Below are 24898 nucleotides of genomic sequence, written 5' to 3'. Positions count from 1 at the left end.
CCTTTGGAGGAGTGTCGTGATCGAAGAACACTTCGCGGCTTTGAGCGAGGCCGCCGGGAAGTCCGCTTCCTGGTCGCCGAAGATCCGCGGCTGGGGTGACCAGCTGGCCGCCGTGCTGTCCTCCGGCGGACGGCTGCTCGCGTGCGGCAACGGCGGGAGCGCCGCCGAAGCACAGCATCTCACCGGCGAGCTGGTGGGCCGGTTCCGCAACGACCGGCAGCCGTTCTCGGCGATCGCCCTGCACGCGGACACCTCGGCCGTGACGGCGATCGTCAACGACTACGGCGAGCACGAGGTGTTCGCCCGGCAGGTGCGGGCGCACGGCCGCCCCGGCGACATCCTCGTCTGCCTTTCCACCAGCGGCGGCAGCCAGAACGTCGTCGCGGCCGCGAAGGCCGCCCACGAACTCGGCGTCACCACCTGGGCGATCACCGGCCCCTCCCCCAACCCGCTGGCCGCGCTGTGCTCCGACGCGATCCCGGTGGAGGCACCGTCGATGGCGACCGTGCAGGAGGTCCACCTCGCGCTGGTGCACGCCCTGTGCACCGCGCTGGACGACGCGCTCGGGGTGCCCACGTGAGGCCGCTGGTCGTCCTAGGCGACGCCTTGCTGGACGTCGACGTCGACGGCACGTCGGACCGCCTCTGTCCGGACGCGCCGGTCCCGGTGGTCGACCTGGTCCGGGAATGGCGGCGGCCGGGCGGTGCCGGGCTGGCCGCGTTGCTCGCGGCCCGGTCCACCGCCGAGGTCGTGCTGGTCACCCCGCTGGGTGACGACCCGGCCGGACGGGCCCTGACCGGGCTGCTGGAACACGAGGTCCGTGTGGTACCGATGCCCTTGGACGGCACCACCGTCACCAAGAAACGGGTGCGGGTCGCGGGCCAGTCACTGGTCCGGCTCGACAGCGGTGACGGCAGGGCCGAGTTCTCGCCGCTCACCTCCGGCGTCCGGGCGGCGCTGCGGTCGGCGGGCGCGATCCTCGTCGCCGACTACGGCCGCGGCGTGACCGGTCATCCGGAGATCGGCGCGCTGCTCGCCGAACTGGCGGGCACGATCCCCGTCGTCTGGGATCCGCATCCCCGCGGGAGCGAGCCCGTCTCGGGAGTCACGCTGGCCACCCCGAATCTCGCCGAAGCCGAGCAGCTCACCGAGAGTCGCGCCGACGCCGGAGAGCTGGCGAAACGGGTGCACGCACTGTGGAAGGCCGACGCGGTCAGCGTCACCACGGGCGCGCACGGCGCGGTGCTGACCGAGGGCGGGCGGTGCACGACGTTCCGGCCGCCGTCGGGGATCGTCGCCAAGGACACTTGCGGCGCCGGTGACCGCTTCGCGTCCGCGGTCACCGCGGCGTTGCTCGACGGCGCGACCACCGCCGACGCCGTCGCGGCCGGCGTCGAGACGGCGGCCCGGTTCGTCGCGACCGGTGGCGCCGCCACGCTGTCCACAGTGGACAATTCACCCGAACCGGAAGCCCACCACCACGGCACTTCGGCGTTCGACTTCGCGGCGCGGGTCCGCGCACGAGGCGGCAGGCTCGTGGCCACGGGTGGTTGTTTCGATCTGCTGCACCCCGGCCACGCCGCCCTGCTGCGACAGGCGCGTGCCCTGGGCGACGCCCTCGTCGTCTGCCTCAATTCCGACGCCTCGGTGCGCGGCCTGAAAGGGCCGGGCAGGCCGATCGTGACCGCCCGCGACCGCGCCCGGCTGCTCACCGAACTCGCCTCCGTCGACGCCGTCGTGGTGTTCGACGAACCCGATCCGGCCGCCGTGCTGGACCGCCTGCGCCCGGACGTCTGGGTCAAGGGCGGCGACTACGCCGACACCGAACTCCCCGAAAGCGCCGTGGTGCGCCGGCACGGCGGCGAAATCGTCCTGATCCCGACCATCCGCGGCTATTCCACCACTCGGCTGGTGGCCGCGGCGGAAGGAGCATGATGCGCCCTCTCGGCAACGTCCTGATCACCGGCGGCGCCTCCGGCCTCGGTGCCGCGACCGTCGAAGCCGTCCGCGAGGCGGGAGGCACCCCTCTTGTCGTCGATCGCGCCGAACCGGCGGGTGACGTCGCGTTCGTCCGGGCCGACCTGGCCGATTCCGCCGCGGCCGCGCGTGCCGTGGACGAACTCGCCGAACGGGCGGGCGGGATCGACGGCGTCTTCACCGCGGCGGGCACCGACGCGTGCGGCCCGCTCGACGAAGTGTCCATCGAGGACTGGGAACGGGTGATCCGGGTCAATCTGCTCGGTACCGCCGCGGTCGTCCGCGCGGCACTCCCCCATCTGCGGCTGAGCCGCGGCACGGTGGTGACCTGCGCGTCCACGCTGGGGCTGCGGGTCGCCGGGGACGCGAGTGCCTACTGCGCGTCGAAATTCGGCGTCGTCGGCTTCACCAGGGCACTCGCCATGGAGCTCGCGGGCCGGGTCGGGGTGACGCTGCTCGTCCCCGGCGGCATGCACACGGCGTTCTTCGACGACCGGGCAGAGCAGTACAAGCCGCCGCCGGACGCGAAACTCAACCAGCCCGAGCACGTCGCGGCCTCGGTGGTCTTCGCCCTCTCCCAGCCGCCCGGCTGCGAAGTCCGCGAACTCGTGGTGTGCGCTTCGGAAGAGGGGTCCTGGCCGTGACCGGTGGCATCCTCGTGCTGCGCGCCCTCGGCCTGGGGGACCTGCTCACCGCGGTCCCCGCCCTGCGTGCCCTGCGCCGCGCCTTCGACGACGAACGGCTCGTCCTCGCCGCGCCGGAGAACCTGCGCGATCTCGTCGAGCTGATCGACGCCGTGGACGAGCTGCTCCCGACGGCCGGGCTCGGCGAACTGTCCTGGCCCGGCGAGCCGCCGCGGCTGGCGGTGAACCTGCACGGCCGCGGCCCGGAGAGCATCCACGACCTGCTCGCCCAGGATCCGCTGGAACTGATCACCCACCGGCATCCGGACTTCCCCGGCGTCGACGGCCCCGACTGGCCAGCCGAGGCACACGAGGTCGACCGCTGGTGCCGTCTGCTCGAGGCCGCGCGCATCCCGGCCGACCGGGACGACCTCGCGCTGCCCCCGCCGCCCGGCCCCAGCCCGGCGGCGGACGCGGTGGTGATCCACCCCGGTGCCGCCTTCGCCGCCCGTCGCTGGCCACCGGACCGGTACGCGCGGGTGGCGCGGGAGCTCTCCGCCCGGCATCGGGTGGTCGTCACGGGAAGCGCGCCGGAAGCGCCCCTCGTCCGCGCGATCGTCGAGGAGGCCGGGCTTCCCGGCGACGCGGCTCTCGTGGGCGGCGGCCTCGCCGAACTGGCGGCGACCGTGGCCGAGGCACGGTTGGTGATCTGCGGCGACACCGGTGTCGGCCACCTCGCCACCGCGTACGGGACGCCGTCGGTGCTGCTGTTCGGGCCGACCCCGCCGCGGCTCTGGGGCCCGCCCGCCGGCGACCGGCGGCATACGGTCCTCTGGGTGGGCGACGTCGGCGACCCGCACGGCGGCGCCCCGGATCCTGGCCTGCTGCTGTTGCGGGAGGAACGCGTCCTCACCGCGGCCGAAGACCTGCTCCGGACGGGAGCCTCCCGTGGTTGAGCGGGTGGGGGTGATCGGCGCCGGATACGTCGGGCTCACCAGCGCGGCGTGCTTCACTCATCTGGGCCATCAGGTGGTCTGCGTCGACAACGATCTGTCCAAAGTGGACGAGCTGAACCGGGGCGAGGTCGCCATCGCCGAACCCGGGCTCACGGAACTGGTCCGGGACGGACTGGGCTGCGGACGGCTCCGCTTCACCGGCGCACCGGAAGAACTGTCCGATGTGGACTTCGTACTGCTCTGCCTGCCCACGCCGAAAGGGGAGAACGGCGACGCCGACGTCCGGATGCTGGACGAGGTCGTGGCCACGCTGCCCGGGCTGCTCGCGCCCGGCTGCGTCGTCGTCACCAAGTCGACCGTGCCGGTCGGCACCGGGGCCCGGCTGACGGAATCGCTCGGGCCGGACCTGCCCGTGGTGAGCAATCCCGAATTCCTCCGCGAAGGGCACGCCGTCGAAGATTTCTTGCAGCCCGACCGGGTCGTCCTCGGCTCGGTCCCCGAGAACAGGACGGCCGCGGAGCGCGTCGCCGCCTTGTACGGGGAGACGAACGCACCGGTGTGGTTCACCGATCCGGCGAGCGCCGAGCTCGCGAAGTACGCCAGCAACGCGTTCCTGGCGCTGAAAGTGTCCTATGTGAACGTCCTCGCCGAACTCTGCGAGCACTACGGCGCCGACATCCGCGACGTCGGGCGGCTCATGGGGCTCGATTCCCGGATCGGGCCCGCCTTCCTCGTCCCCGGCCCCGGCTGGGGCGGCTCGTGCCTGCCCAAGGACACCGCCGCGCTGCTGCGGACCGCCGAACACGCGGGGGTCGACTTCGGCATCCTCCGTGACGCCATGAAGGCCAACGCCCGTCAGCGGGCGGCCGTGGTGCGGAAGATCCGCCGCGCGATCACCGGGGTTTCGGACGGCTCGCTCTCGGGCATCCGTATCGGGTTGCTCGGACTGGCGTTCAAGGCGGGAACCGGGGATCTGCGTGATTCCCCCGCGCTCGCGGTCGCGCGGGAGCTCGCCAGGAGCGGCGCGGTGCTGACCGCGTACGACCCCGGCGTCGAAGCCGTCGAACCGGACACCGTCCAGGTCGTCGACGACCCGTACCTGGTGGCGAAGGACGCGGCGGCGCTGGTCGTGCTCACCGAGTGGCCCGAGTTCCGCGAGCTCGACTGGGACCGGCTCGCCGCCGCCACCGAACGCGCCGTCGTCGTCGACGCCAGGAATCTCCTGGACCCGGCGACCGTCGGCGCGGCGGGCTTCGTCCACACGGGACTCGGCACCGATCCGAACAGGAGGACAGGATGACCCAGCCGTTGAAGGCCCTCGCACTGGTGTGCTCGCTCAAACCGTCGCCCGCCCCGTCGAGCAGCGCGTTGATCGCGCAGCAGCTTCTGGACGAACTGGCCGGGCACGGCGCCACCGGCGAACTCGTGCGCGTGGTCGACCACGACGTCAAACCGGGTGTAGAGGGCGACATGGGCGACGGCGACGCCTGGCCGGAGATCCGCCGCAAGATCGCCGCCGCCGACATCCTGCTGATCTCGACGCCGACCTGGGTCGGCCACATGTCCAGCGTGGCGCAGCGGGTGCTGGAGCGGCTCGACGCCGAACTGTCCGAAACGGACGACGAGGGCAGGCCCGCGATGTTCGGCAAGGTCGGCGTCACCGCCGTCGTCGGCAACGAGGACGGCGCGCACAAGATCACCGCCGACCTCTTCCAGGCCCTCAACGACATCGGCTTCACCGTGCCCGCCCAGGGCGGGACCTACTGGAACGGCGAGGCGATGAAGGGCGGGGACTACAACGACCTCGACGAAACGCCCGAAGCGGTCGCGTCGACCAACGCGACCCTGGCGCGTAACGCGATCCATCTGGCGAATCTGCTGCGCGAGCGCCAGTACCCCGCGTCCTGACCCCGAGGTGTGGTTGACGGCCGGGCCGGGTACCCGTCTTCCGTGATCGTCAAAACGCTGACGTTCGGCGCGTGCCTGCTGCTCGCCGGTTGTGCGGGAGCGAGCGGGCAGGAGCCGGCGAGAGACGCTGCCGGGCGGTTCCTCGGCGCGCTCGCGTCGGGTGATCACCGCTCGGCGTGCGCGCAGCTCGCGCCCCGGGTGCGGGAATCCTGGGCGCCGGAAAGCTGCGAACGCGGCCTGGCCGGCGCGAACGTTCCGGACGGCACGCCGGAGACGGTCTCGATCTGGAGCGAAGAAGCCCAGGTGAAGACCGCCCGCGACACGCTCTTCCTGCACGAGTCGTCCACCGGCTGGGTGATCACGGGAGCGGGCTGCCGCCACCGCAACGAACAGGTCTACGACTGCGCGGTGGGTGGCCCATGAAAGCGCGTCCGGTGTTCACCGTTTACCTCGTCTTCGTCGTGGCCGTCCTCGGCTATTGCGTCCTGCTGGGCCTGCTGCACCGGTGAAGGGGGCGGATGATGCGGCGCTTTCTTCGTGACAACGCCCTTTCGCTGGGTTTCGGACTGTTGTTCCTGCTGAGTCTCGCGGGACAGGCGTTCTCCGGGCTCGCGGATTACAACGACGGGCGGCTCAGCCACGCCGCCGAGCCGGTCGGCCTGGTCGACTACCTGGCGTCCGCGGACTTCGCCGTCGACGTCGCCGAAAACTGGCAATCGGAATACCTGCAGTTCTTCCTTTACGTCTTCGCGACCGTGTGGCTGCTGCAACGAGGCTCCCCCGAATCGAAACCGGCCGACCGGGTCGGCCTGGAAACGGACGAGGATCAGCAGGTCGGACGCCACGCGACGGCCGATTCACCGAAATGGGCGAGGGCGGGCGGCTGGCGCACGGGAATCTTCTCGATGTCACTCGGACTGGTGATGCTAGGGCTGTTCCTGCTGTCGTGGCTCGCCCAATCCGTGGCCGGGATGAGCGCCTACAACGCCGAACAGCTCACCGATTTCGGTGATCCAGTGTCGTGGTTCGGCTATCTGGCGTCGTCGGATTTCTGGAACCGCACACTGCAGAACTGGCAGTCGGAATTCCTCGCCATCGGCTCGATGGCGGTGTTCAGCGTGTACCTGCGCCAGCGCGGCTCCCCGGAATCCAAACCCGTCGGCGCGCCGCACCGGGCCACCGACGAATCCGGGTGATTGAACCGCGGGGAACGGGTATCCGTCCGGCGTCGGACTGACGACCACGGACAGGAGTGTCCATGACCACCACCACGGAACACGACCTTGTCACGGTGATCACGGAAGATCACCGTGCCTTCGAACGGATTTTCAAGGAACTGGAGTCCGGCAAGGGCGGCGATCGGCACCGCAAAGACCTCGCGGATCACCTGATCGCCGAACTCGTGCGGCATTCGATCGCCGAAGAGCAGCACATGTACCCCGCCGCGCGGAAGCACCTCCCCGACGGCGACGAGGTCGCCGATCACGAGATCGAGGAGCACGCCGAAGCCGAACGGGTGATGAACGACCTCATCGGCCTGGAACCGACGGACAACCGGTTCGACGAACTCGTCGGCAAGCTGATCGAGGACGTCCGGCACCACATCGAAGAGGAGGAGAGCGACCTGCTGCCCAAGCTGCAGGCAGCCTGTTCTCCGGAAGACTTGCGGGAGCTGGGCGAGAAGGTGTTGCGGGCCAAGGAGATCGCCCCGACCAGGCCGCATCCCGCCGCTCCCGACCGGCCGCCAGCGAACCGGATCCTGGCGCCGGGGACGGCGTTCATCGACAAGATCCGGGACGCGCTGACGGACCGGGCGACCTGACCTTCGCCGGGCGCTCACGTTTAGGCCCAGCGCGTGAAGGCCTCCTTCCCTCGGCTGAGCCGAGGGAAGGAGGCCTTCACGCGCAAAACCGGCGCGACCTCAAAGCTCAGCAGGCGCATCCCGCACGGAAGACTCCGGCAATTCCCCGGTGAGCGCGAAATCCACCCGCCGCGCCACCGACACCACCTGGTCCGCGAACCGCTCGTAGAACCGCGCCAGCAGCGCCACCGAGATGGCGGGCGCGACGCCGTCGGCCCAGTCCGGATCGGTCACCAGGGTCATCAGTTCCTCGTACAGCGCGTCGACCCGCTCGTCGGACCGGGCCAGCGAGTGGAACACCTCCGCCGTCGAGCCTTCGATCGCGGCGCCGAGGTCTTCCGCCATCGAGCCGACGAGTCCGGCCATGTCGCGAAACTGGCCGGTGAGCGCGTCGGGGACGGCGAATTCCGGTGCTCGCAAGGCCTGGTCGGCGATGTGCTGGGCGAGGTCGCCCATCCGCTCCAGCCGGTCGGCGCAGTACACCGCCGCGAGCACGGTCCGCAGATCACCTGCCACCGGCGCCTGCAGGGCGAGCAGCTTCTGCGCGGACTCCTCGCATCGGGTCCGTGCCGCGTTCAGTCTCGCCTCGACCGTCGCCAGTTCGGCGGCGGCTTCGACGTCCCGGTCGAGAAAGACCCGGTTCGCCAGGTGCAGTTCTTCGCAGGCCATGCCGCACATACTCGACAGGAGCTCGCCGAGAACGCTCAGCTGACCGTGGAATCGTTCCCTCATGTGAGCACTTTCGCAGGTTCGAGGACATACGTCGCGTACGCCGCGCGGATCACCGGTTGGGCGACGTTGCGAACCGGGACCCCGCCGGGGCTGACGCCTTGTTCGCTGCCGTAGTGCGCGTGCCCGTGCACGGCGAGGGCCACCTGGGCGTCGTCGATCGGCTCGCACAACAGGTACGACCCCAGGAACGGGTGGATCTCCGGCGGTTCGCCGTGCAGGGTGCCGGGAATCGGCGAGTAGTGGGTCAGCGCGACGGTCACGTCGGGTTGCTCGTGTTCGAGCCCTTCCAGCGCGGTGCGCAACCGTTTGGCCGCCGCCATGGTGTGCTCGACGAAATCCTTCATCTCGCGTTCGCCGAACCGGCTCGCGCATTTGCCCGCGAACCCGCCGCCGAAGCCCTTGACCCCGGCGACGCCGAGCTTCCCACCCTCCAGGTCCACTGTGGTCGCCGAACCCTCGAGGACGGTGATCCCGCTTTCCTCCAGCAGCCCGCTGACCGCTTCGGCCTCGTCCGAGTGATAGTCGTGGTTGCCCAGCACCGAAATCACCGGGACGGGGAGCCCGGCGAACTCGTCGGCCACCACCCTGGCCTCGTCGACGCTGCCGTGCCGGGTGAGGTCGCCCGCGAGCAGCAGCACGTCGGCGTGTTCGGCGATGTTGTCCAGTGCCGGCCGCAGCAGGCCTCGGTTGTCTTCCCCGAGGTGGACGTCCCCTACCGCGGCGACCCGGATCACCGGATCTCCTCGGCGTGCGACGGCTCCCGGACGTCGGCCAGCCGGACGTCGTTGTGCACCAGCTCGGCCGCGATGTGTTCGCAGACGACCGCCTCGATGTCGGCCTTGCGGTTGGCGCACGGGACCTCGCCGCTGAGCCGGACCTGGTCGCCGCGCACGGTGACGTGCACGCCGAGTTCGGCGGTCCTCGGGTCTTCCGCCAGCGCCTTGGTCAGCCTGGCGACCAGGTACTGGGGCGCTTCCTCGGGCATCGGAAGCTCCTTTCCGTCGATGATGGACAGGGCCGCGAGCAGGGTCAGGAACGACCACGCGTACGGCGATTCGGCGGTCTCTTCGGCCACCCGGTGCCAGTCGACCTGCTCGCGGAGGTCGCGCGCGATCCGCAGCAGCGGCGCGAAATCGCACCGGTGCGGGCTGAGCACGAGGATCTTGTCGACGAGCAGATCGGTCCCGTTGAGCACGGGGGCGGCGGTCGCCCCGACCCGCATCAGCGATGCGCGGTCGAGCATCTCGTCGGTGACCGGCCGATGGTTGGGCCGGAAGATCAGGTCGACGAGGCAATCGCCGTCGTAGACCTTGGTGAGCCAGTCTTCCGGCGGGTGCTCCCGTCTCAGCCCCGCCGCTTCCAGTGCCTCCGCCGCCATCTCGATGTCCTCCTCCTTGAGGAAGAGGTCGACGTCGTGATCGGACGGCGGCCCGCCGCGCGCGTAGACGGCGAGGCCGCCCGCGACGGCGAACCGCACGGCGGTCTGGTCCAAAGTGGACACCACCCTGGTCAGCGTGTGCAGGAGTTCCTTCTCGTTCACGGTCGCTCCCCCACCCCGGTGGCCAGTTCATGTGCCCTGCCGACGTCCGGTTTCAGCGGTTCGGTCGGGAATCCTTCGCCTTCCCGCAGTCCCTTGAGGAAGGCTTCGATCGCGTCTTCCGACGAGTATCGCGGCGTCCAGCCCAGCTCTTCCCTGGCGCGCGTGCAGTCCATCACCGGCAGATGCAGGACGGCGTCGAAAAGCCCTGGCGTCGCCGGGATCAGGTGCAAAGACCAGGCCGCGGCCAGCGCCCGCCGGACGAACGGTGCCGGGACCTTCACCGGTTTGGCGCCGAAGATCCGCGCCAGCGCGCGGGTGTCCAGCACCGGATCGGCGGCGATGTTGAAGGCTCCCTTGACGTCCTGGAGCGCACAGCGGCGATAGGCGTCGGCCACGTCCTCGGTGTGCGCGGTCTGGATCCGCAGTTGCGGGATGTCGGGGAGCACCGGGATCAGCGACGGGCGCACGAGCTTGCCCGGTACGAACGGGCCGCCGAAGAGCCGGCGCTGCTCGGGCGCGGCGGCCTTCTGGAAGAGGAATCCCGGCCGTACCCGGACCACCCGCAGCCGCGGATGACTCCGGTCGAACGCTTCGAGAACCCTTTCCACATAAGCCTTTTCACGCGTGTACGCCGCCTTCGGCGACCCGTGCGTCGGCCACTCCTCGGTCACCGGATGGTCGTCGTCCCTCGGCGAATACGCCCCGATCGACGACGCGTACACCAGCGACGGCACCCGCATCGCCTGCGCGGTTTCGAACACCCGGATCGAACCCAGCACATTGGAACGCCAGGTGATCTCGGGCCGATGTGTCGGCTGGAAGAGCCAGGCGAGGTGGATCACCACGTCGGCGCCGTCGAACACGGCGCGGAGGTCGTCGCGGGCGACGTCCGCGGTGACGAACTCGGTCTTCGGGCTCTCCCATCGGCTCGGCCGCCTCGCCACGCCGACGATCGAGCCGACTTCGGGGTCCGCGCCCAGCGCGCGGACCACCGCCGTGCCGACGTTGCCGGTGGCGCCGGTGACCACGATCCGCTTACCGCTCATGGGTACGGTTACCCACCGTCGTCTCGCCTTAATCGGCGCGGAGCCGCTGGACGAGACGCCGGGCGGGCAGCGCCATCGCCCCCAGCCCGATCGAGGTGGTGACCTCGTCCGTGGGCGTCACGAGCAGGTGGTCGATCTCGCCGAGCAGGTCGCGACATCGATCGAGTTCGGCCGGATCACCCGAACGGGCCACCTCGGCGAGGGCCTCGAGCAGGTCGCCGACCACCCCGCGCGCGTGTTCGCCGGGATGCCGGAACGGCTGCTCGCTGTGGGCGGCCTCGCTCACTGCGTCGATCAGCTGGGCGAGCGGATGCCACAGGGAGACGAGGTTCGCCAATGGTTCTTCGCGGGTCTCACTCCGTCCACGGAGGTTCAGATACCGGCCCTCCCGGGTCAAGCCGATCGCGTCCTCCGCCTCCGCGACCAGGCTGCGGACGTCCTCCATCCGGTCGTCCAGGCCGTCGGCCGCCTCGCCGCCGCGAACCAGGTCCGCGGTCCTGTCGAGGACGTCGGCGATCGCCGACGCCAGCCGGGAGGTCGCCGCCCGCAGGCGTTCGCCGTGCAGCGGCGGCAGGATCACCGCGTTGAGCACGGCGCCGATCCCCGCCCCCAGCGCGGTTTCCAGCAACCGGTCGGCGAGCAGGACGGGTTCGGTCGCGTTGCCGTAGGAGATCAGCAGCATGCCGGTGATCCCGACCCATACCCCCGAATCGCCGAATCCCCGCCACGAGCCGATCAGCAGGCCGACGAAGATGACCAGCCCGAGCGCCACCGTCACCGAAGGAATGACCTGACCGGCGCCCGCGGCGAGCAGCACCCCCACGCTGACGGCGCCGACCTGCTGTGCCCAGCCGCGCAGCGACCGGTAGACGGTGGCCTGCACCAGGAACACCGCCGCGTACGGCGCCAGGAAGGGCTGCGGCAGCCGCAGGACCGCCGTCGCGACGATCCACGCGATCACCGCCGCGGCCGTGGCCTTCGCGGTCTGGACGAGGCTCCGGCGTTCCTCCCCCGGCACCCGGAAGGCCCGCGCGGCCCAGGCGAACGGCGTCTTCCCGCCCATCACGGACCCGGCGGGCCCAGGTGGACGACCTTGGTCTGAGTCATCTCGTCGAGCAGTTCCGGCCCGTAGCCGTAACCGCTGCCGCTGGCGCCTCGTGGCTGGGCGGCCCCGCCGGGCGCGCCGCCGAAGACGTTGTTGATCTTCACGGTCCCGGCCGGGAGTTCGCGCCAGGCACGCTGCGCGTGGGCCATCGAGGAGGTGAGCACGGTGGCCGCGAGACCGTACTCGCCGGCGGCCGCCTGTTCGAGTGCCTGGTCGAAGTCCGCCGCCACGGTCACCGGTGCGACCGGGCCGAACGTCTCTTCGGTCAGGACCCGCATCCCCGGGGTGCATCCGGCGAGGACGGTCGCCGGGTAGTGGGCACCGGGACCGTCGGGAACGAACCCGCCGGTGAGGGGGTCGGCGCCCTGCGCGATCGCTTCCGCGACCTGGGCGTGCACCCCGTCCCGGTGGCGCCGGTCGACGAGCGGGGCCAATTTCCGGTGGCCCGCCTCGGCGACCAGCGCGGTGAGGAAGGCATCAGCGACGTCCTGGTGCACATGGATCCGTTCGACCGAGACGCAAATCTGCCCGGAGTTGGCGAAGGCCCCGAGCGCCGCCTGCTCCGCCGCCCAGACCGGATCCACGCCGGCGTCGACGACGAGCGGATCGTTCCCGCCGTTCTCCAGCAAGGCCTTGGCGCCGGTCCGCGCCGCGCTGACCGCGATCGAGCGGCCCGCGGCCGTGCCGCCGACATGGGCGACGACGTCGACGTCCGGATGAGCCGCGAGTTCGGCGCCGACGCTCCCGTCGCCTTGGACGGTCTGGAGCACGTCGTCGGGAAAGGCCTCCGACAGCACATTCCCCAGCCAGGCGCCGGTGTGCGGGCAGCGTTCGCTCGGCTTGTGCACCACCGTGTTCCCCGTGACCAGGGCCGCGCCCAACAGCCCGCAGGACACCGCGACGGGGTCGTTCCACGGTGTCAGCGCGACGACCACGCCCCGGGGCTCCGGCACCATCAGGTCGGTGGCCGACGGATCGCCCAACAGGGACCGGCCGCGGTGCACAGGCCCCAGCTCGGCGTACTGCTCCAAGGTCCCCGCTCCGGCCAGGACACCCTCTTCGGCCTCGTCGCGGGGTTTGCCCGTCTCGCTCTCGATGAGGACGGCGAGTTCGCCCGCTCGCGCCCGGAGTGACCTCGCCGCGTCCTTCAGCGCGACCCCGCGTTCGGCCGCCGGTGTGGCGGCCCAGTCCGGGGCCCGCCGCCTCGCCGCGGCGATCGCCGTGTGAACGCCTTCGGTCGTCGCCGCTTTGACGCTGCCGACGAGGCTGCCGTCGGCGGGATCGCGGATCTCCAGTACGGCAGGCCGTTCCACCGTCGTCATTCGCACCTCCTCGAAGTTTCCTGCGCGCCGGTTACCCGGTGTCGTTTTGCCGAAACGGCGCCGGGGTAGCCGCGAGGGAACCGACCACCGCGAAGGGGCGAGACCTGTGGCACAGCATCGAGAGGACGCGAAGAACGAGCAGCTGGACGGGAGCCGGGTGGATCCGGAAAAGTCCGTGCTGACGACCCAGCAGGGCGTCCGGGTCGACCACACGGACGACTCGTTGACCGCGGGCAGCCGGGGGCCGACGCTGCTCGAAGACTTCCACGCCCGCGAGAAGATCACCCATTTCGACCACGAGCGCATCCCCGAACGGGTCGTGCACGCGCGTGGCGCGGGCGCCTACGGCTTCTTCGAGGCCTATGACGACGCGCTGGCCGACTACACGGTCGCCGAATTCCTCACCAGTGGCGAGAAGATCCCCGTGTTCGTGCGGTTCTCCACCGTCGCCGGCTCCCGCGGTTCGGCCGACACCGTGCGCGACGTCCGCGGTTTCGCGACGAAGTTCTACACCCGCCAAGGCAACTACGACCTCGTGGGCAACAACATGCCGGTGTTCTTCATCCAGGACGGCATCAAGTTCCCCGATTTCGTGCACGCGGTGAAACCCGAGCCGCACAACGAGATCCCGCAGGCCCAGTCGGCGCACGACACCTTCTGGGACTTCGTCTCGCTCCAGCCGGAGAGCCTGCACATGGTGCTCTGGCTGATGTCCGATCGCGCGCTGCCGCGCAGCTACCGGATGATGCAGGGGTTCGGCGTGCACACGTTCCGGCTCGTCAACGCCGAGGGCAAGGGCACCTTCGTGAAGTTCCACTGGAAGCCCGTCCTCGGCACGCATTCCCTGGTGTGGGACGAATGCCAGAAGATCGCGGGCAAGGATCCCGACTTCAACCGGCGTGACCTGTGGGACGCGATCGAGTCCGGCCAGTACCCGGAATGGGAGCTGGGCGTGCAACTGGTGGACGAGGACTCCGAGCACGACTTCGACTTCGATCTGCTGGACGCCACGAAGATCATCCCCGAGGAGCAGGTGCCCGTGCGCCCGGTCGGGCGGATGGTCCTGGACCGCAACCCGGAGGACTTCTTCGCCGAAACCGAGCAGATCGCCTTCCACACCGCGAACATCGTCCCGGGTATCGACTTCACGAACGATCCGCTGCTGCAGGCACGGAACTTCTCGTACCTCGACACGCAGCTGATCCGGCTCGGCGGTCCCAACTTCTCGCAGCTCCCGGTGAACCGGCCGATCGCGCCGGTGCACACCAACCAGCGTGACGGGTACGGCCAGCAGAACATCCACAAGGGACGGACGAGCTATTACCCGAACTCGCGCGGCGGCGGCTGCCCGGCGATCGCCGATTCCGGCGTCTTCCGGCACTACACCGAAGCCGTCGCGGGCCACAAGATCCGGGACCGCAGCGAGAGTTTCAAGGACTTCTACAGCCAGGCGACGCTGTTCTGGAACAGCATGTCGCCGATCGAACGCGAGCATATCGTCGCGGCGTTCCGGTTCGAACTCGGCAAGGTCGAGGACCGGGAGGTCCGGGCGCGGACGGTCGCCGAGCTCAACAACGTCGACCACGATCTGGCCGCCGAAGTCGCCGAGGGGATCGGGGTGAGCGTGCCCGCCGCTCCCGCCACCCCGCACCACGACCGCACCTCCCCCGCCCTTTCCCAGCTGAACCAGCCTTCCGGCACCGCGAGCAGCCGGAAGGTCGCGGTGCTCGCCGCCGACGGGGTGGACACCATCGGCGTCGGCCGCCTGGTCGAGGCGCTGACGGCGGAGGGCGCGATCGCCGAGGTGCTGGCTCCCACCGAGGCCGAACTCCGGCCGGGCGGGGAAGGGGAACCGCTGCGGCCGGACAGGCAGCTCAACACCATGGCTTCGGTGCTTTACGACGCCGTCGTCGTCCCGTGCGGCCCGAGCGCGATCAACGTCCTCGAACGCGACGGCTACGCGGTGCATTTCGTCGCCGAGGCCTACAAACACGGCAAGCCGGTGGCCGCCTTCGGCTCGGGTCTGGACCTGCTGCGCCGGGCCGGGGTGACCTCGAAACTGGCCGACGACACCGAAACCCTGATCGACCAGGGCGTGGTGACCACCACGGCGGCCGAGACGACCCTCCCCGACGGCTTCTTCGCCTCCTTCACCGCGCAACTCGGCGAACATCGCTCGTGGCTGCGGAAGACCGACGCGATCCCCGCGTGAGTTTGCCGCCGTGGCTCCCGGGTACCGGAAGAGGGTGACCGACCTCGACTACACGATCGTGATCCCGACGACCGGCCGGGACAATCTCCGCACGCTCCTGGCCGGGATCGAAGCCGCCGGAGAGCCACGGCCGGCGCGGATCGTCGTCGCCGACGACCGTCCCGGCGGCGGCGACCTGCGGCTTCCCCCGTCCACCGTGGACGTCGAAGTCGTCCGGTCCGGCGGGCGCGGTCCGGCGGCGGCCCGCAACGCCGGCTGGCGGCACGCGAAGTCCGAGTGGATCGCCTTCCTCGACGACGACGTGCTGATCGGCTCGGATTGGCCGCAGAAACTCGCCGAGGATCTTCTGTCCCTCGGCCCGGAGACGGCGGCGTCGCAGGCCCGCCTCGTCGTACCGCTGCCGCCGGACCGACGCCCGACCGACGACGAACGCGGGACGGCCGGGCTGGAGACGGCCCGGTGGATCACCGCGGACATGGCCTACCGCCGGTCCGTGCTCGCCGAGGTCGGCGGCTTCGACGAACGTTTCCCCCGCGCCTACCGGGAAGACTCGGATCTGGCCCTGAGGGTCGCCAAGGCAGGCCATCTCGTCGCACGCGGCGAACGCGTCACCGTCCATCCGCCCAAACGATCGGGACCGCTGGCCAGCCTGCGCGCCCAGCGGGGCAACGCCGACGACGCGCTCATGCGGCACGAACACGGTGTCCTCTGGCGGCAGCAGACCGGGGCCGGACACGGACGGCTCGAACGGCACGCGGTGGCCACCGTGAGCGCGGCCGGCGCCGTGGCGTTGTTCGCGCTGGGACGCCGCAAGGCCGCCGCCGCCGCGGCCGGACTGTGGGCGGGACTGACCGCCGAGTTCGCGGCACGCCGGATCGCGCCGGGACCGCTCACCCCCGGCGAGGTGGGGCGCATGCTCCTGACCAGCGTGCTCATCCCGCCCGCGGCCTGCTATCACCGGCTGCGCGGGGAGTTGAAACACCGGCTGTCGTGGCGGCCGCAGGCCCTGCTGTTCGACCGGGACGACACCCTCATCGTCGACGTGCCCTACCTCGACGACCCCGACGGTGTGCGTCCCGTTCCCGGCGCCGGAGAACTCCTGCACGGGGTGCGTGCGGCGGGAATCAGGATCGGTGTGGTCAGCAATCAGTCCGGGGTGGCCAAAGGCCTGATCACACCGGACCGGCTGGCCGCGGTGAACGCCCGCGTCGAAGAGATGCTCGGCCCGTTCGGCACCTGGCAGGTCTGCATACACGACGACGGCGACGGCTGCGCCTGCCGGAAACCCGCGCCCGGGCTGGTGCGGCAGGCCGCGGAGGCACTGGGCGTGGACGTCCGGCGCTGCGTGGTCATCGGCGACACCGGAGCCGACGTCGACGCCGCCCTCGCGGCCGGGGCGCGCGGAATCCTCATCCCGACCGCGCGGACCCGGCCGGAGGAGATCGATCGCGCCCGCCGCCGGGCGACCGTCGCGCGCGATCTCGCCGAAGCCGTCCACCTGGCCGTCGCGGGTTCCCGATGAACGTCCTGGTCGCGAGGATGGACAACCTCGGCGACGTCCTGCTGGCCGGTCCCTGTGTCCGCGCGGTCGCGGCGGGTGCCGAACGGGTGGTCCTGCTGGCCGGTCCCCGTGGTCGCGCGGCGGGCGAACTGCTGCCCGGCGTGGACGAGGTCGTCACCTGGTGCGCGCCGTGGATCGATCCCGAGCCGCCGCCGGTCACCCGGGACGAGACCGAAGCGCTGGTCCGGCGTCTGCACGAATACTCCTTCGACGCGGCGCTCGTGCTGACGTCGTTCCATCAGTCCCCGCTCCCGCTGGCCCTGCTGCTGAGGATGGCGGGCGTGCCGTGGATCGGCGCGATCAGCGAGGACTATCCCGGCTCGCTGCTGGATCTGCGGCACCGGGTGCCCGGTGATCCACCGGAACCGGTGCGGATGCTTTCCCTGGCCGAAGCGGCGGGCTTCTCATTGCCGCCCGGCGACGACGGCGGGCTCGCGATCCGGGGGCCGCTGCCGTCGGTGGAACGGCTGGTCGGCGACGAGGACTACGTGGTCGTCCATCCCGCCGCGTCGGTGCCGGCGAGGCAACCGTCCGCCGACCGCTCGGCCGCGATCGTGCGGGCACTGCAAGCCGCCGGACGGCGTGTCGTGGTGACCGGCTCGCCGTCCGAAAGCGCGCTGACCAGGCAGGTCGCCGGGGACGCGCTCGATCTGGGCGGCCGTACGACTTTGTCCGAACTGGCGGCCGTACTGGCCGCGGCCGACGTGGTGGTGGCTCCCAACACCGGCCCCGCCCACCTCGCGGCCGCCGTCGACACCCCGGTGGTCTCGTTGTTCGCCCCTGTCGTGCCGTCGTCGCGGTGGGCGCCGTACGGGGTGCCGTCCGAAGTGCTCGGCGACCAGCACGCGGCGTGCCGGGACAGCCGGGCCCGGGTCTGCCCCGTGCCCGGCCACCCGTGCCTGGACCGCGTCGCGCCCGAAGCCGTCGCCGACGCCGTGGCGCGCCTCAGCCGGGCGTGGTCTCGCCGCCCAGCGCGGCGATGACCTCACCGCTGTAATACGACGACAGCCGGTTGGACGCCAGGAAGACGTACGACGGCGCGAGGTCGTCCGGATGAGCGGCGCGCTCGAACGGCACCTGGAGGCCGAACTTCTCCACCTTCTCCGGCGGGAACGTCGACGGGATCAGCGGTGTCCACACCGGACCGGGCGCGACACAGTTGATCCGGACACCGCGATCGGCCAGCGCCTGCGCCATCGCGTACGTCCAGGCGTGCACGGCACCCTTGGTCGCCGAGTAGTCGATCAGCGATTTGTTGCCCCGCAAGCCGTTCACCGAGCCGGTGTTGATGATGACCGAGCCCTCGCCCAGATGGGGCAAGGCGGCGTTCGTCACCCGGAAGAAGCTGTGGATGTTCACGTCGAAGGTGTGCGTCCACTGCTCGTCGGTGAGCTCCTCCGGGGAGTCGACCGGCCATTGCGTGGCGACGTTGTTGACCAGGATGTCCAGCCCGCCGAGCTCCTTCACGGTCCGGTCGACGATCTCGCGGCACTGCGCCGCTTCGGCGAGATCACCCGGTAGGAGGAGGCACTCGCGCCCTTCGGCGCGGACGCGTTCCTCTGTGTACTTCGCGTCCTCGTGCTCATTGAGATACGCGATCGCCACGTCGGCGCCTTCTTTCGCGAAGGCGATGGCGACCGCGCGGCCGATCCCGGAGTCGCCGCCGGTGATCAACGCACGCTTGCCGGCCAGCAGCTCGCGGCCCTCGTAGTCCTCCATGGAGTCACGAGGCGGCGGATCCATCTTCGACGTCACGCCCGGCGGTTCCTGCTGCTGCGGCGGCCGGAGTTTCTCTGCCATCGGGTTCCCTCCCGTCGGGTGCTTTCGGGGAGGGTTACCCGGATGGCCGCTCGGCTGAACATGCCCGCGTGCGGTGGCCGGAGGCGTCGCGTGGGGTGTCGCGAAAGCCACTTTCGGGACGTCTGATGTCCCGAAAGTGGCTTTCGCGACATGCTCCCCGGCAGACCTCGTCCGCAGGTGTTGCGAAAGTGGCTTTCACAACGTTCAAGGTTGCGAAAGTGGCTTTCGCAACCACCTACGGCAGGCTGGGTCGAGCGTTGTCGATGAAGGATTTGGGACGTTCACTGTCCCAAATCCTTCATCAACGAATCCAAGCGTGGACGGGCCACGACGTTCAACGCCCCGAAGCAAACACGCCCCTCAAAGAGGCCTTCACGGACTTGCGCGACGCCACACAAGCCCCACGAGCACCAGCAGTCACAACGGCCGCGCGTGAAGGCCCCCTTCACCGCGTCTAACGCAAGGAAGGGGGCCTTCATGTACACGAGACGCAAGCCTCAGTGCACCCGCCGATCCCCGGCAATCCCCCGGTACCGGATCGTCCACAAGCTCCGCCGGATGTAAGTACGCTGCAGCCACCGATCCCGCCCGTTGTGCCGCGCGAAGAACTGCGACCGCGCGTGCAGGCCCTTCCGGTTGTTGATCAGCAGCGCCGTCCCCGGTTCGAGCTTGACCTGATGCGCGACCTCACGGCAGACCCGCTGCAGCTCCTCCAGCGCCTGCTCGGCCTCGACGGTCTCCCCCACCACCCCGTTGGCCGACACCGCCACTTCGGGCGATTCCGCCGGCCCGGAGATCACCGGCACGAGGTCGGAGAGCACGTCGGCACCCTTGGCCACGTCACGCACGTAGCTGCCGGGCGCGTTGAGCCGGAACAGCGGACGGCGCAGGACGTCGAGCACTTCCGGCGCCAGCGCGGCCGAGATGTCCCTGCCGTCGGCGTAGTAGGTGACGGCTTCCTTGTTGCCGTCCTGGCGGACGCAGTTCAGCACCAGGAAGTCCGGATTGGACACATCGTAGCGACCGACCTCGTCGTGCACGATGTCGTTGTGGAAGTTCAGGAACACGTGCGAGCTCTGGTTCGTCTGGCTGCGCGCCCCCGCCGACACCGGGACGACGTCGTGCACAAGCCGCCCGCTCTTCTCGGTGGTGAACCCGACGGGCTCGCCGAGCAGCTGACTCAGTCCCAAAAGGACGGTCTCGGCGACGAACGTCTTCTTGTCCTTGCTGGGTTCCCCGTCGATCGGCGTCTCCGGCAGTTCCGGGTCCACCGGCAGGTTGCGCACGAGCGCGACGCCGGGGGTGTCGACGTGCCTGCCGAAGTCCAGGATCGCCTGCAGCTGGTCGATCGGCAGCTTCGAGAACGTGACACGGAGCATCGCCAGCGAACGGTCGATGTCGTCGACGGGGTTCGGGAAGGACCGCAGGTCGCTCCCGATCGTGTCCCGGACCTCGTCGTCGAGGACGACCTCGGCGAAGGTGCTGACTAGGGTTTCCTTGCTGGTCATGGTGTCCTATCCACTTTCCGCCGCCGCTGGACCGGCGGTCTCGTCTTGAACTTGGAGATGAGGGTGAGCGCGGGGGCGGTCGCGATCGTCGACACCAGCGTCATGATCACGAGCATCGCGAACACCGCCGGGCTGATCACCTTCAGCTGGAGGCCGACGTTGAGCACCACCAGTTCCGTCAGCCCCCGGCAGTTCATCAGCGCTCCGAGGGAGAGCGATTCGCGCCAGCCGACACCGGTCAGCCGCGCCGCCGTCGTGCTGCCCGCCCATTTGCCGAACACCGCCACCGCCGTGATGAGCACGGTCCAGAGCCACAGCGAGCCGGAGCCGAGCAGGCTGAACTCGGTGTGCAGCCCCGTGTAGGCGAAGAAGAGCGGCAGCAGCAACGTCAGGGTCACGCTGCCGAGCTTCCCGGCGGCGCGGGTGACGACCGGATCCTTCCTCGGCGCGATCACCCCGAACAGGAAGGCGCCGAAGATCGCGTGGATGCCGATCTCGTTGGTGGCCAGCGCCGACAGCATGATCCCGCCGAGCAGGATCGCGAGCACCGCGGACTCCGGCACTCGCGCGAGCACCCTGGCGAGCAGCGGCTTGACGACGTAGACCATCGCCACGACGAACACCAGGGTGAGCCCGACGGTCAGGAAGACCTCCGACGGCGTCCCGCCCTGGCTGACGGCGACCACCACGGCCAGCAGGCACCAGGCGGCGACGTCGTCGACGGCGGCGCAGGTGAGCGCGAGCGCGCCCAGCGGCGTCTTCGCGATGCCGCGGTCGGTCAGGATCCTTGCCAGCACGGGGAACGCCGTCACGCTCATGGAGACCGCGATGAACAGACCGAAGGCGAGGAAGCCGACGTCGCCGCCGAAGGCCGGGTACATGCCGAGCGCGAGCACGATGCCGCAGACCATCGGCAGCGCGATGCTGACCTGGCTGACGGTCACCGCGGTGAACCCGCGCCGCCGCACCGCGTCGAGGTCGATCTCGGAGCCGACCAGGTACATGAAGAAGATCAAACCCAGCTGCGACAGGATGTTGATCGCCGAGACCACCCCGCCGGGGAACAGCCAGCCGAACGCGGCGGGCCAGACGATCCCGAACAGCGACGGTCCCAGGAGGATGCCGGCGACGATCTCGCCGATCACCGCGGGCTGGCCGAGCCGCCGGGCCAGGACACCCGCCAGATGGCAGGCGCCCAGGATCACCGGGAGCGCGACCAGCAGGCGCGCGTAGGTGTCGGGCCCGCCGCCCGCGGCCTTGGCCCCGGTGCTCGCGACGGGCGCGTAGGCCGATCCCAGGCCGAGCACCACGACGACGACCGCCGCCGGAACCGCGATCAACGCGGCCCCGACGAGGATCCGGCGCAGCGCGGTACGCCCGCTCCGCTCCTGTACAGCCGATTCCATCTATTCTCCTCGAGCGGCACGCAGTTCCAGCGTGCAGCATTTGACACTGCCGCCCGCCTTGAGCAATTCGGACAGGTCGGCGCCGATCGGTTCGAAACCGTGTTCCCGCAGTTGCGCGGTCAGCTCGGTGGCCGCCTGCGGAAGCACGACGTGCTTGCCGTCGGAGACCGCGTTGAGGCCGAACACGGCCGCGTCGGCTTCGGACGCCAGGATCGCGTCGGGGTACAGCTCTTTCAGGAGCAGACGGCTTTCTTCGGAGAACGCCCCCGGGTAGTACATGACCGTGTCGTCGTCGAGGACGGCGAGCGCGGTGTCGAGGTGGTAGTAGCGCGGGTCGATCAGCGTCAGCTTGGTCACCGGACGGCCGAAGAACTCGCGGGATTCGTTGTGCGCCTCCGGGTTCGTGCGGAACCCGGTCCCGGCGAGGATGGTCTTCCCGGCGACGAGGTAGTCGCCCTCCCCTTCGTTGACCCACTGCGCCTGCCGCACGTAGCGGTATCCGTTGTCGCGGAACCACTTGAGATACGCGTCGGACTCCCCTGCCCGTTGCACGTGGTGGAACCGCGCGACGAGTACCTGCCCGTCGACCACGGTGGCGCCGTTGGCCGCGAACACCATGTCGGGCAGGCCGGGCAGCGGATCGAGCAGCTCGACCCGATGTCCCAGGTCGGCGTACAGGTCACGCAGCCACTCCCACTGCGCGATGGCCAGCTCGGTGTCCGTCGGTTTCTTCGGGTCCATCCAGGGATTGATCGAGTACTCGACGTCGAAGTACGTCGGTCTGACCATCAGGTAGTGCCGTTGGGTGGCAGTCCGTGACACGCTTCCTCCACGCGGTTTTGGGCGTCTTTCGCCACCGGACCCTGGGTGAGGGCCCGGTTTCGTCGAACAGGATCCGTTGCTACTTCTGGGTTTCGGAGAGTTTGACCTCGATCTTCCCGGCCAGGTCGTTCGCGTTGCGCATGGCTTCGTCGAAGGACGCGCCGAGCGCGCCGATACCGCCGAAGATGTTGTTTCCGAGCGGCGGCCGCTTGATCAGGTCACCCGGCTTGGCGAAGATCTTGAGGTAGTACAAGGCTTCCGATTCGTTCACCGCGGGCGGGACGTCGATCGAGGCGATCACCCCGCCGGGGCAGATCAGGCACATCGCGGCGGTGTGCAGCCCGGTCGGGCTGAAGTGGTGGACGTCCGGCCGGACACCGCGGGAGACGTCCATGAGTCCCCTGATCGGGTCGTACCCGGCGGAAAGCCGTGCCATATGGTCGAGCCCGCCGCCGCCCGGGCGCACGGCGATCTCCAGCAGGAACGGTTTGCCCTGGTGGAACCGGACTTCGGCGTGTAGCGCGCCGCGGGTGAGGCCCTGGGCCCGCACGCCGGCGGCCACCACCGCGTGCACCTCGGCCACCTGCTCGGCGGTGAGCGACGTGGGCGCGTGGTGCACGTCGTCGTCGAAGGTCTCGCCTTCCGACGTGACTCTGTCCACAATGGAACCGAGGTAGACCTCGTCGTCCCAGGCGACGGCTTCGATGAGATGCTCGTGACCGTCCAGAAAGGACTCGACGAGCAGGCCGTGCGGGCCGAGGTCCAGCCCTTCGGCCTCCATGTTGTACCAGGTCATCCCGTCGATGCCTTCGCGTGCCTGCGCGTACCGTTCCCGCATCTTCTCTTCGTCGTCGACCCGGAAGACGAAGTTGCTGGCCGCGCCGAGGGTCGGCTTGAGGATCACCGGATAGCCGAAGTCCTCGGCCGCCTGCAAGGCCGCGTCGAGGTCTTCGACGAACCGGAAGTCCGGATGCGCTGCCCCGCCCTTTTCGTGCGCCTGCCGCATGATCAGCTTGTTCCGGCTGGTGCGCGCCGCGTCCACGCCGATCCCGGGCAGGCCGAGCGCCTCGGCGACCGCGGCGACCAGGACGACACCGGACTCGGAGAAGGTGAGCACACCGTCGAAGGATTCTTCCGCGTGCCAGGCCTTCGCGTGCCGGATCAGGTCGTCGATGTGGTTGCTGCCGGCGATGCGGTAGCGCTCGGACGGCCAGAGATCCTCGGTGCCGACGCCGTTGAGCACGTACAGCACCCCGCCGAAGTCCTCGATCTGCTGGTACCGGGGCAGGTAGTAGTAGGAGTTCTGGCTGGCTTCCAGCGCGAGCAGTTTCACGACACACCTCGTAGGGCAGGACGGATCGGGTGGACACCGCCCGCTCGCACGAGCGGCCGGTCGAGCGGTTCGAGTCCGGTCTGGACCGGGTCGGCGCCGGTCAGGCGCGCGGCCAGGGACCGGGCGATCAGCGGGGCGAACTTGAACGACGAGCCGCCGCACGCCGCGTAGGACAGGACCCGGTCGCCGAGAACGGCGAGCATCGGGCCGAGGGTGGAGCGCCGGGCCAGGTAGTGGCAGTCCCGGGTGTCGACCAGCCAATCCCGGCGGAAACCGGGGATCAGCGCGGCGAACGTGTCGATCAGGTGCTCACGCCACCACGAAGGCACGGTGGCGCCGCCGAGCTCGTCGACGACCCGGCACGCGCTCGCGGCGCTGAGCTTCAGCGGCGTCCCGGCGACGGGCGGCACGAGCCACGCGCCCCCCGCCGAGCCGAGCGACGTGATCGCCGGGGTGGCGGCCCACGCGGCGGCGTCGGCGGGCGGGACGTCGCAGTAGAGCATCGTCTGCCGGTGCAGCACGAGTTCCCTGGACAGCGCGGGAGCCAGCAGCTCCCGGGACCACGGGCCCGCCGCCACCAGGACGGCGTCGCCGCGGAGGATCCCGCCGTCGGCCAGCCGGACCTCGGCCCGGTCGGCGTCGATCCCGATCACCTTGCGGTGCGGGTGGAGTTCCGCGTTCGCGTGCCACCGCAGGCGGGTGGCGCACGCCGTCAGCACCCGATCGGCGAGCAGGACCCCCGCGTGCGCTTCGAAGACCGCGCCCGTCCCCGGCACGAACCCGGCGTGCGGGAACTCCGCGGCGAGTTCGTCCGCGCCGAGCACTTCGGCCTTGGATCCCGCCGTGGCCAGCAGATCCCGCGCGGCCGCCGCCTCGTCGGCCGTCATCGCGGTGAGCGCGCCGACCTGTTCGTAGAACGACGTGGACAGCGAATGCTCCAGTCCGAGCCACGCGTGATGCGCGGCGACCGCGGCCGCCGTGGCCGCGAGGTCACCGGGATGCAACGCGCGCAGCACACGGTGCCGGTCGAACGAGGTCGCGCCGGAGAACGGGATGTCCGCCTGGTCGGCGAGCACCACTTCGTGCCCGGCCGACACGCATTCCAGCGCCGTCAGCAGCGCGATGACGCCACCGCCCGCGAGCACGACTCGCATGGTCTTCCCCGTTCGTTCGGGCGCCACGAGGT

24 protein-coding genes are annotated in these 24898 nt (G+C 70.3%); 12 read left to right on the top strand and 12 right to left on the bottom strand.

The genetic code is table 11. The features are described from left to right. Positions 1-16 precede the first annotated feature (16 nt). The 9 genes from ED92_RS30825 (at position 17) to ED92_RS30785 (ending at position 7286) form a co-directional block, all read left to right on the top strand. Positions 17-580, top strand: a complete 564-nt coding sequence (locus tag ED92_RS30825) for an SIS domain-containing protein (protein ID WP_037344347.1) — start codon at positions 17-19, stop codon at positions 578-580. Beyond that, a complete protein-coding gene (locus ED92_RS30820; RefSeq protein WP_037344345.1) occupies positions 577-1935 on the top strand; it encodes a PfkB family carbohydrate kinase in 1359 nt (452 codons plus the stop codon). Before ED92_RS30825 ends, ED92_RS30820 begins: the two co-directional genes overlap by 4 nt. Continuing rightward, the gene (locus ED92_RS30815; protein ID WP_037344343.1) at positions 1935-2621 is read left to right on the top strand and encodes an SDR family oxidoreductase; all 687 of its coding nucleotides are present in this window, start codon (positions 1935-1937) and stop codon (positions 2619-2621) included. Before ED92_RS30820 ends, ED92_RS30815 begins: the two co-directional genes overlap by 1 nt. Then, positions 2618-3556, top strand: coding sequence for a glycosyltransferase family 9 protein (locus tag ED92_RS30810; protein ID WP_369797437.1), 939 nt, complete (start codon positions 2618-2620; stop codon positions 3554-3556). Before ED92_RS30815 ends, ED92_RS30810 begins: the two co-directional genes overlap by 4 nt. Beyond that, positions 3549-4856 (top strand): UDP-glucose/GDP-mannose dehydrogenase family protein, encoded by a 1308-nt coding sequence (locus ED92_RS30805; RefSeq protein WP_037344341.1) that lies wholly within the window; start codon positions 3549-3551, stop codon positions 4854-4856. The genes ED92_RS30810 and ED92_RS30805 overlap by 8 nt, the downstream gene beginning before the upstream one ends. After that, the gene (locus tag ED92_RS30800; protein ID WP_037344339.1) at positions 4853-5464 is read left to right on the top strand and encodes a flavodoxin family protein; all 612 of its coding nucleotides are present in this window, start codon (positions 4853-4855) and stop codon (positions 5462-5464) included. The genes ED92_RS30805 and ED92_RS30800 overlap by 4 nt, the downstream gene beginning before the upstream one ends. Positions 5465-5506: 42 nt before the next feature. Continuing rightward, positions 5507-5887 carry a hypothetical protein gene (locus tag ED92_RS30795; RefSeq protein ID WP_037344338.1) on the top strand — a complete coding sequence of 127 codons (381 nt, stop codon included), beginning with the start codon at positions 5507-5509 and terminating at the stop codon, positions 5885-5887. Between the two features lie 98 nt (positions 5888-5985). Then, the gene (locus tag ED92_RS30790; protein WP_037344612.1) at positions 5986-6660 is read left to right on the top strand and encodes a DUF6766 family protein; all 675 of its coding nucleotides are present in this window, start codon (positions 5986-5988) and stop codon (positions 6658-6660) included. A gap of 62 nt (positions 6661-6722) precedes the next feature. Beyond that, a complete protein-coding gene (locus ED92_RS30785) occupies positions 6723-7286 on the top strand; it encodes a hemerythrin domain-containing protein (protein ID WP_037344337.1) in 564 nt (187 codons plus the stop codon). A gap of 99 nt (positions 7287-7385) precedes the next feature. Here ED92_RS30785 and ED92_RS30780 read toward each other — a convergent pair whose 3' ends face one another. From ED92_RS30780 to ED92_RS30755, 6 genes are read right to left on the bottom strand one after another with little or no spacing between them, the layout of a single operon-like run. Continuing rightward, on the bottom strand, positions 7386-8057 hold the full coding sequence (locus ED92_RS30780) for a PhoU domain-containing protein (protein WP_037344335.1): 672 nt from the start codon (positions 8055-8057) through the stop codon (positions 7386-7388). Beyond that, positions 8054-8791 (bottom strand): metallophosphoesterase, encoded by a 738-nt coding sequence (locus ED92_RS30775; protein ID WP_125737715.1) that lies wholly within the window; start codon positions 8789-8791, stop codon positions 8054-8056. Before ED92_RS30775 ends, ED92_RS30780 begins: the two co-directional genes overlap by 4 nt. Further along, positions 8788-9597 (bottom strand): nucleotidyltransferase, encoded by an 810-nt coding sequence (locus ED92_RS30770; protein WP_037344334.1) that lies wholly within the window; start codon positions 9595-9597, stop codon positions 8788-8790. The genes ED92_RS30775 and ED92_RS30770 overlap by 4 nt, the downstream gene beginning before the upstream one ends. After that, positions 9594-10643, bottom strand: coding sequence for an NAD-dependent epimerase/dehydratase family protein (locus ED92_RS30765; RefSeq protein WP_037344333.1), 1050 nt, complete (start codon positions 10641-10643; stop codon positions 9594-9596). The genes ED92_RS30770 and ED92_RS30765 overlap by 4 nt, the downstream gene beginning before the upstream one ends. A gap of 28 nt (positions 10644-10671) precedes the next feature. Then, positions 10672-11706 (bottom strand): aromatic acid exporter family protein, encoded by a 1035-nt coding sequence (locus tag ED92_RS30760; protein ID WP_037344332.1) that lies wholly within the window; start codon positions 11704-11706, stop codon positions 10672-10674. After that, positions 11706-13070 carry an aldehyde dehydrogenase gene (locus tag ED92_RS30755; RefSeq protein WP_037344331.1) on the bottom strand — a complete coding sequence of 455 codons (1365 nt, stop codon included), beginning with the start codon at positions 13068-13070 and terminating at the stop codon, positions 11706-11708. The genes ED92_RS30760 and ED92_RS30755 overlap by 1 nt, the downstream gene beginning before the upstream one ends. A 106-nt stretch (positions 13071-13176) precedes the next feature. Between ED92_RS30755 and ED92_RS30750 the strand changes: the two genes are divergently transcribed. Genes ED92_RS30750 through ED92_RS30740 form a run of 3 tightly spaced genes read left to right on the top strand, consistent with a single transcriptional unit; the run spans position 13177 to position 17826 of the window. Next, positions 13177-15282, top strand: a complete 2106-nt coding sequence (locus ED92_RS30750; protein WP_037344330.1) for a catalase — start codon at positions 13177-13179, stop codon at positions 15280-15282. Between the two features lie 34 nt (positions 15283-15316). Then, entirely contained in the window at positions 15317-16804 is a 1488-nt protein-coding gene (locus tag ED92_RS30745; protein WP_037344329.1) for an HAD-IIIA family hydrolase, read from the top strand. Continuing rightward, entirely contained in the window at positions 16801-17826 is a 1026-nt protein-coding gene (locus ED92_RS30740) for a glycosyltransferase family 9 protein (RefSeq protein WP_037344328.1), read from the top strand. The genes ED92_RS30745 and ED92_RS30740 overlap by 4 nt, the downstream gene beginning before the upstream one ends. Here the strand turns inward: ED92_RS30740 and ED92_RS30735 are convergent. From ED92_RS30735 to ED92_RS30710, 6 genes are all read right to left on the bottom strand, one after another. After that, complete coding sequence (locus tag ED92_RS30735; protein ID WP_037344327.1) at positions 17789-18643, bottom strand: SDR family oxidoreductase; 855 nt, start codon at positions 18641-18643, stop codon at positions 17789-17791. The two genes, ED92_RS30740 and ED92_RS30735, sit on opposite strands and share 38 nt — an antisense overlap. Positions 18644-19140: 497 nt before the next feature. Beyond that, a complete protein-coding gene (locus ED92_RS30730; RefSeq protein WP_037344326.1) occupies positions 19141-20151 on the bottom strand; it encodes a TauD/TfdA family dioxygenase in 1011 nt (336 codons plus the stop codon). Continuing rightward, complete coding sequence (locus ED92_RS30725) at positions 20148-21557, bottom strand: cation:proton antiporter (RefSeq protein WP_152611044.1); 1410 nt, start codon at positions 21555-21557, stop codon at positions 20148-20150. Before ED92_RS30725 ends, ED92_RS30730 begins: the two co-directional genes overlap by 4 nt. Continuing rightward, positions 21558-22379: a dimethylargininase gene (gene ddaH, locus ED92_RS30720; protein WP_037344325.1), complete on the bottom strand. Its 822-nt coding sequence runs from the start codon at positions 22377-22379 to the stop codon at positions 21558-21560. A 79-nt stretch (positions 22380-22458) separates the two neighbouring features. Further along, positions 22459-23712, bottom strand: a complete 1254-nt coding sequence (locus tag ED92_RS30715) for an ATP-grasp domain-containing protein (RefSeq protein ID WP_037344324.1) — start codon at positions 23710-23712, stop codon at positions 22459-22461. Beyond that, positions 23709-24866: an FAD-binding oxidoreductase gene (locus ED92_RS30710; RefSeq protein WP_037344323.1), complete on the bottom strand. Its 1158-nt coding sequence runs from the start codon at positions 24864-24866 to the stop codon at positions 23709-23711. The genes ED92_RS30715 and ED92_RS30710 overlap by 4 nt, the downstream gene beginning before the upstream one ends. Positions 24867-24898 lie beyond the last annotated feature (32 nt).

The organism is Amycolatopsis sp. MJM2582 (assembly GCF_000754115.1).
Taxonomy (GTDB): Bacteria; Actinomycetota; Actinomycetes; order Mycobacteriales; family Pseudonocardiaceae; genus Amycolatopsis; species Amycolatopsis japonica.
Note: the sequence above shows the minus strand (reverse complement) of the source record. Positions and strands in the feature narration are given on the sequence as shown.